General features: G+C 72.2%; 5 protein-coding genes. All 5 read right to left on the bottom strand.

From position 1 onward, the window contains the following. Positions 1 to 99: 99 nt before the first annotated feature. Positions 100 to 576 (bottom strand): macro domain-containing protein, encoded by a 477-nt coding sequence (locus tag ABT057_RS41515; RefSeq protein WP_352349142.1) that lies wholly within the window; start codon positions 574 to 576, stop codon positions 100 to 102. 104 nt (positions 577 to 680) lie between these two features. Then, the gene (locus tag ABT057_RS41510; protein ID WP_352349141.1) at positions 681 to 1,889 is read right to left on the bottom strand and encodes an acyltransferase family protein; all 1,209 of its coding nucleotides are present in this window, start codon (positions 1,887 to 1,889) and stop codon (positions 681 to 683) included. 134 nt (positions 1,890 to 2,023) lie between these two features. Further along, positions 2,024 to 4,201: a 3-hydroxyacyl-CoA dehydrogenase NAD-binding domain-containing protein gene (locus ABT057_RS41505; RefSeq protein WP_352349140.1), complete on the bottom strand. Its 2,178-nt coding sequence runs from the start codon at positions 4,199 to 4,201 to the stop codon at positions 2,024 to 2,026. Positions 4,202 to 4,244: 43 nt separating this feature from the next. After that, on the bottom strand, positions 4,245 to 5,459 hold the full coding sequence (locus ABT057_RS41500; protein ID WP_352349139.1) for an acetyl-CoA C-acetyltransferase: 1,215 nt from the start codon (positions 5,457 to 5,459) through the stop codon (positions 4,245 to 4,247). A gap of 35 nt (positions 5,460 to 5,494) precedes the next feature. Next, positions 5,495 to 6,688, bottom strand: coding sequence for a CaiB/BaiF CoA transferase family protein (locus tag ABT057_RS41495; protein ID WP_352349138.1), 1,194 nt, complete (start codon positions 6,686 to 6,688; stop codon positions 5,495 to 5,497). Positions 6,689 to 6,901: the final 213 nt, after the last annotated feature.

Raw genomic sequence — 6,901 nt, 5'->3', positions numbered from 1 at the left:
AATCCACACCAGGCCAGAAGGCCCTCACCTATTTCAAGATCCCTCAGCCGAGATCTGCCTCACCCGTCCACAACCTCCCGGGACAGAACACCTAGTCGTCTAGTCGTGGTCGTACACGGTCACCGCGATCCCCCGCCGTGTCAGGCGCTCGGTGACCAGGGGTTCGACGCGGGACCATGTGCCGCCGGCCAGGCCGCAGCCGATGCGGGGCATGTGCACCGACGCGCCGAGTTCGAGCGCCCGCCCGGCCAGGCGGCCCAGGGCGGTGTCGATCGCCTCGTACCGCACCGGGACTCCCTTGCTCCCGGTGCGGGTGCCGCGCTGGCCGATCAGGTTGGCGACCCAGACGTCCGGCTTCACCTGGACGAGTTGGAGGGCGCCCAGACCGAAGTCGTTCGACGCGCGCCCGCGGTGCCAGGCACGGTAGGCCGCCTCCGGCTCCGGCCAGCGGCGCGACAGCGCCAGGACGAAGCCCTTTCCCCATCCTCCCGAGTCGTTGCAGACATGGGCGATCACCTTGGTGCCCTTCACCGACGGAACGGTGGCGTCGCCCCGGACGTATGTGATCTCCGGCATGACGCCACCGTAGGCGATGGCACCGACAGTGGCCCCGAGCTGTTGGTCCAGGGGCACGGACCAGGGCAGCGGGCTTCCCGGAGAGGCCCGCGCTCACACGTGTGTCACGTCACCGAGCGTTGCTTGTTCCGGGTGGCGGCCACTCTGCGGCCCAAGGCCCGGCCCGGCGCCTCGACGTACCGGTACGTCAGCGCGCACAGCGGCAGGAGCACCGCGAAGAACGCCACCTCGAGCAGGGGACTGTTCCGTCGCTCCCTGCCAATGGTGCCGTCGGTCACCGCCAGGAGCACCGGATGCAGCAGGTACACCGAGTAGCTGATCGCGCCCAGCCCGGCGAGCAGGCGCGGGACGCGCCGGTGGCGCAGTGCCAGTCCGGCGGCGAAGGTGAGCACGGCCAGCAGGAAAGCGGTGATCCAGCCGCGCCGGGTGAAGAAGGCTCCGTCGCCGTACCGGTAGGCGCTGCCCACGGCGCAGACGAGCACGACGGCGCAGGTCACGGCCGCGAGCCGCCAGGTGCTCTGCCCGTGCTCGGCCCGGTGGACGGCGGTGCCGAGGAACATCACGGCGAGGATCACCAAGCTCTCCCACACCGGGACCGTACTGTCGAAGGCGGCCAGGGCGAGTGCCTGCACCCCGCCCAGCACGCCCCCGGCCACCCGGAGCGCGGGCGGTCCCGCGCTCGCGCAGCCGACGGCCGCCACCAGGGTGAGCGCCGCGATCGCGACCAGCGGGCCGGTGCCGATCGCGTCGGCCGCCGCGGAGGGCGGCAGGGCGGTCGCGGCCACCCCGCCGACGGCGGCGAGCACGGCCAGGGTCATGGCGGCCGCCGCGGACCGCCGGTGCAGCCGGACCGTGAACAGGGCGACGACCAGCAGGTAGAAAGCCATCTCGTAGGACAGCGTCCACAGCACGAGCAGCAGGTTGGGGGTGCCCAGCAGCTCCTGGAGCAGGGTGACATGGGCGACGGCCACCGTGGCCGGGCTCAGGCCGCCGTCGCCGGTGCGCATCGGGGTGAGGCCCGCCAGGCCGAGGACGAGGACCGCGGTGACGGCGAGCGCCCAGAGGGGACAGAGGCGGAACACCCGTCCGATCCAGAACGTCCGGACGCAGCCCCTGCGCTCCAGTGAGGCGGGCACGATGTAGCCGCTCACGAGGAAGAACACCATGATCCCGTAGCGGCTGGTGCTGAACTGCGGCATCAGCTCCCGGCGCAGTTCCGCCATGAAGGCGTACGACGAGTGGTCGAAGACCACCACGAGTGCCGCGATCGCGCGCAGCACGTCCAGCCAGCCCAACCGTTTCGCGCCGTCCACTCGCGTCTCTTTCTCCTCGGAAGGTCCTCCGGTTGTGCTTGGACCGAGGCGCGGGACGCGTTACGCGGCGAGCCCCGTGAACCGAACCCCGCGAGCCCTCGGCGGGTTACGGGGTCCGGTACACGGGGCGGGGGTCAGCGGGCGTCGGTGAAGGTCTCCCCGCGCTCCGCCTTCTCCGCCAGCAGCGCGGGCGGGGTGAACCGGTCGCCGTAACGGTCGGCGAGTTCACGCGCGCGGGCGACGAAGCCGGGAAGGCCGCCGTCGTAGCCGTTGATGTACTGGAGCACTCCGCCGGTCCAGCCGGGGAAGCCGATGCCGAAGAGGGAGCCGATGTTGGCGTCGGCGACGGATGTCAGGACGCCCTCCTCGAGGAGCCGCACGGTGTCGAGGGCCTCGGAGAAGAGCATGCGCTCCTGCATGTCCCTGAAGGGGATCTCGGCGCCCGCGCGCGTGAAGTGCTCGCGCAGGCCCGGCCAGAGGGCGCCGCGTTCGCCGCCCTCGCCGTACTCGTAGAAGCCCGCTCCCCCGCTGCGGCCCGGGCGGCCGAACTCGTCGACCATGCGGTCGACGACGGCCTCGGCGGGGTGGCCCGGCCAGGTGCCGCCCGCCTCCTCGACGGCCCTCCTCGACTCGCGGCGGATCTTCTGCGCGAGGGTGAGCGTCAGTTCGTCCATCAGGGAGAGCACCTTGGCCGGGTAGCCGGCCTGCGCGGCGGCCTGCTCGACGGACGCGGGCTCGATGCCCTCGCCGACCATGGCGACGCCCTCGTTGATGAAGTGGCCGATCACCCGGGAGGTGAAGAAGCCGCGCGAGTCGCCCACGACGATCGGGGTCTTCCTGATCTGCCGGACCAGGTCGAAGGCGCGCGCGAGTGCCTCGTCGCCGGTGCGCTCGCCCGTGATGATCTCGACGAGCGGCATCTTGTCGACGGGCGAGAAGAAGTGCAGGCCGATGAAGTCGCCCTGCCGCTCGACGCCTTCGGCGAGGGCGGTGATGGGGAGGGTGGAGGTGTTCGAGCACAGCAGGGCGTCGGGGGCGACGACGTGCTCGATCTCCTGGAACACCTTGTGCTTGAGGGCGGTGTCCTCGAAGACCGCCTCGATGACCGCGTCGCAGCCGGCCAGGTCCGCGGGGTCCGCGGTGGGGGTGATGCGGGCGAGCAGCGCGTCCGCCTTCTCCCGGGTCGTACGGCCCCGCGAGACGGCCTTGGCGCACAGCTTCTCGGAGTAGCCCTTGCCCTTGGCGGCGGCTTCCGGTGTGACGTCCTTCAGGACGACGTCGATGCCCGCGCGGGCGCACGAGTAGGCGATGCCGGCGCCCATCATCCCGGCGCCCAGGACCGCCGCTCTGCGGACCCGGCGGGGCTCGACGCCCTTCGGGCGGCTGGCGCCGGAGTTGACGGCCTGGAGGTCGAAGAAGAACGCCTGGATCATGTTCTTCGAGGTCTGGCCGGCGGCCAGCTCGACGAAGTAGCGGGCCTCGATGACCTGCGCGGTCTCGAAGTCGACCTGGGCACCCTCGACGGCCGCGGCGAGGATGCTGCGGGGGGCCGGGTAGGGGGCGCCGTTGGTCTGCTTGCGCAGGGTGGCCGGGAAGGCGGGCAGGTTGGCGGCGAACTTCGGATGGGCGGGGGTGCCGCCGGGGATGCGGTAGCCCGGCCGGTCCCAGGGCTGCTGCGACTCGGGGTTGGCGTCGATGAAGGCGCGGGCCTTCGCGAGGAGTTCGTCGGGGGTGGCGGCCACGTCGTCGATCAGGCCGTTCTCCAGGGCCCGCGCGGGGCTGTACTGGGTGCCCTGGAGGAGGACCTTCAGCAGGGCGTCGGCGATGCCCAGCAGGCGCACGGTGCGTACGACGCCGCCGCCTCCGGGGAGCAGGCCGAGGGTCACCTCGGGGCAGCCGATCTTCGAGCCGGGGGCGTCGAGGGCGACACGGTGGTGGCAGGCGAGGGCGAGTTCGTAGCCGCCGCCGAGGGCCGCGCCGTTCAGGGCGGCGACGACGGGCTTGCCGAGGGTCTCGATGCGGCGGAGGTGGCGCTTGATCTCCAGGCCGCCGTCGAACAGCTCCTGGGCGGTCTCGGGGGTGACGCGGATCAGGTCGCGCAGGTCGCCACCGGCGAAGAAGGTCTTCTTGGCCGAGGTGACGATGACGCCGCGGACGGTGTCCTTCTCGGCCTCCAGCCGGTCGGTGACCGCGGCGAGGGAGGCCCGGAACGCGGCGTTCATGGTGTTCGCGGACTGGTTCGGGTCGTCGAGGACGAGGGTGACGAGGCCGGTGCGGTCCTGTTCCCAGCGGATGGTGGTGCTCTCGGTCATGACGGGGTCTCCGTAGAAGTCTCTGAAGGTTCCGCTGGGGTGGTCAGACGCGTTCGACGACGGTGGCAATGCCCATGCCGCCGCCGACGCAGAGGGTCGCGAGACCGTAGCGCTTGTCCTGCCGCTCCAGTTCGTCGACCAGGGAGCCGAGGATCATCGCGCCGGTTGCGCCGAGCGGGTGGCCGAGGGCGATGGCGCCGCCGTTGACGTTGACCTTGTCCAGGGACAGGCCCATGTCCTTCACGAAGCGCAGGACGACGGCGGCGAACGCCTCGTTGATCTCGACGAGGTCGATGTCGTCGATGGTCAGGCCGGCCTTCTTCAGCGCCTTGTGGGTGGCGGGCGCGGGGCCGGTGAGCATGATGGTCGGCTCGGAGCCGGAGACCGCGGCGGAGACGATCCGCGCGCGCGGGGTGAGGCCGTAGCGCTCACCGACCTCCCGGGAGCCGATCGCGACCAGGGAGGCGCCGTCGACGATGCCGGAGGAGTTGCCCGCGTGGTGGACGTGGTCGATCCTCTCGACCCAGTGGTACGTCTGCAGCGCCACCGCGTCGAACCCGCCCAGCTCTCCGATGTCGGCGAAGGAGGGCTTCAGCTTGGCGAGGGAGTCGGCGGTGGTGCCGGGGCGCAAGTGTTCGTCGTGGTCGAGGACGACCAGGCCGCCGCGGTCCTTCACCGGGACGACGGAGCGGTCGAAGCGGCCCTCCTTCCAGGCCGTCGCCGCCCGCTCCTGGGACAGGGCCGCGTACTCGTCGACGTCGCGGCGGGAGAAGCCCTCTATGGTGGCGATGAGGTCGGCGCCGATGCCCTGGGGCACGAAGTTGACGGCCAGGTTCGTCATCGGGTCGTTGAACCAGGCACCGCCGTCGGAGGCCATCGGCACCCGGGACATCGACTCCACGCCGCCCGCGAGGATCAGGTCCTCCCAGCCGGAGCGGACCTTCGCGGCGGCCAGGTTGACGGCCTCCAGGCCCGAGGCGCAGAAGCGGTTCTCCTGTACGCCGGCCACCGTGTCCGGCAGACCGGCCGCGACGGCCGCGATCCGCGCGATGTCGGAGCCCTGGTCGCCGACGGGGCCGACGACTCCGAGCACGATGTCGTCGATCGCGGCCGGGTCGAGGCCCGGGAACCGGCCCCGCAGTTCGTGGATGAGGCCGACGACGAGGTCGATGGGCTTCGTGCCGTGCAGGGCGCCGTTCGCCTTGCCGCGCCCGCGCGGGGTGCGGATCGCGTCGTACACGTACGCTTCGGTGCTCACTGGTCAAGCCTTTCGGGGAGGGTGGGCCGAACGGGTCAGTCGCCCTGGTGCGGGAAGTCGTCCACGGGGGCCGCGGGCGTGGCCCGGGTGGTGTCCTGGAGGCTCTTCACGAGGCCCGGTATGTCCCAGTCGCGGGCGATCTCACGGGTGTCGGCGCCGGGCTGCGCGGGGCCGGAGCGTACGGCGGTGGGGGTGACGGAGAAGCGGGGCGCGGGGGCCGGCTGGGTGATGCCGCCGTGGTCGGTGAAGGTGCCCCGGGCGGCCAGATGCGGGTGGTACGGGGCCTCGCGCAGCGACAGCACGGGCGCCACACACGCGTCGGAGCCCTCGAAGACGGCCGTCCACTCGTCCCGGGTGCGGGCCTTGAAGCGGGCGGCGACCGCCTCGCGCAGCTCTCCCCAGCGCGTCCAGTCCTTGCGGGCCGTGCGGAACTCCCCCAGTCCGAGGAGGTCCACGAACTCGTCGTAGAACTGCGGTTCCAGGGCGCCGACGGCCATGTACCCGCCGTCCGCGGTCTCGTAGGTGCCGTAGTACGGGCAGCCCCCGTCGAGGAGGTTGGCGGCGCGCCGGTCCCGCCAGCCGCCGGCGGCGAGCATGCCGTGGAGCATCGTCGAGAGGTGGGCGGTGCCGTCGACGATGGCCGCGTCGACGACCTGGCCGGTGCCCGTCACACGCGCGTGGTGGAGCGCGGCGAGGACGCCGACGACGAGGTAGAGGGAGCCGCCCGCGTAGTCCCCGAGGAGGTTGGCGGGGGCCGGCGGGGGTGTGTCCGGGGCGCCGATCATGCCGAGGGTGCCGGTGAGGGCGATGTAGGCGATGTCGTGGCCGGCGCGGTGGGCGAGGGGGCCTTCCTGGCCCCAGCCGGTCATCCGGCCGTAGACCAGCCGGGCGTTCACGGCCAGACAGTCCCCGGGGCCGACGCCGAGGCGCTCGGCCACACCGGGGCGGTTGCCCTCGATCAGCACGTCGGCGCGGGCGGCGAGGTCCAGGACGCGCGCGGGGCCGTCCGGTGCCTTCAGATCGACGACCACGGAGCGTTTGCCCCGGTTGGTGACGTCGTAGGCCGGGTCGACGGCGAGGGAGGTGCCGCCGGGGCGGTCCACGCGGACGACGTCGGCGCCGAGGTCGGCGAGGAGCATCGCGGCGAAGGGGCCGGGGCCGATCCCGGCGAGTTCCACGACGCGTACGCCGGCCAGCGGACCGTGCCCGGACGCCCGTCCTGTCGTCATCCAGCCCCCTTGCCGAGAGTCGACCGATGTACCACCCGTGATGCTAGGAACGTGTCCCAGTGGGCACAAGACCTGGGAGAGCAAGCGCTTAGCCAGTTTGGGGGACCTCCCGTCGGCCCTTGCACTCCCCACGCTAACCTCAGCCACCGACAGCGGCGCGGGCTGCGGGACCAGGAGGCGTCGGCCGTGGGACCGAAGGCGTCACCAGCAGAC

It is taken from the genome of Streptomyces sp. NPDC002588 (genome assembly GCF_040295925.1).
In the GTDB taxonomy this organism is placed as follows: domain Bacteria; phylum Actinomycetota; class Actinomycetes; order Streptomycetales; family Streptomycetaceae; genus Streptomyces.
This window is presented reverse-complemented; position numbering and strand designations above follow the sequence as displayed.

Excerpts from the sequence above, each read along its gene's own strand:
- ABT057_RS41505 (WP_352349140.1), bottom strand. The coding sequence starts at position 4,201 with ATGACCGAGAGCACCACCATCCGCTGGGAACAGGACCGCACCGGCCTC.
- ABT057_RS41495 (WP_352349138.1), bottom strand. The coding sequence starts at position 6,688 with ATGACGACAGGACGGGCGTCCGGGCACGGTCCGCTGGCCGGCGTACGC.
- ABT057_RS41515 (WP_352349142.1), bottom strand. The coding sequence starts at position 576 with ATGCCGGAGATCACATACGTCCGGGGCGACGCCACCGTTCCGTCGGTG.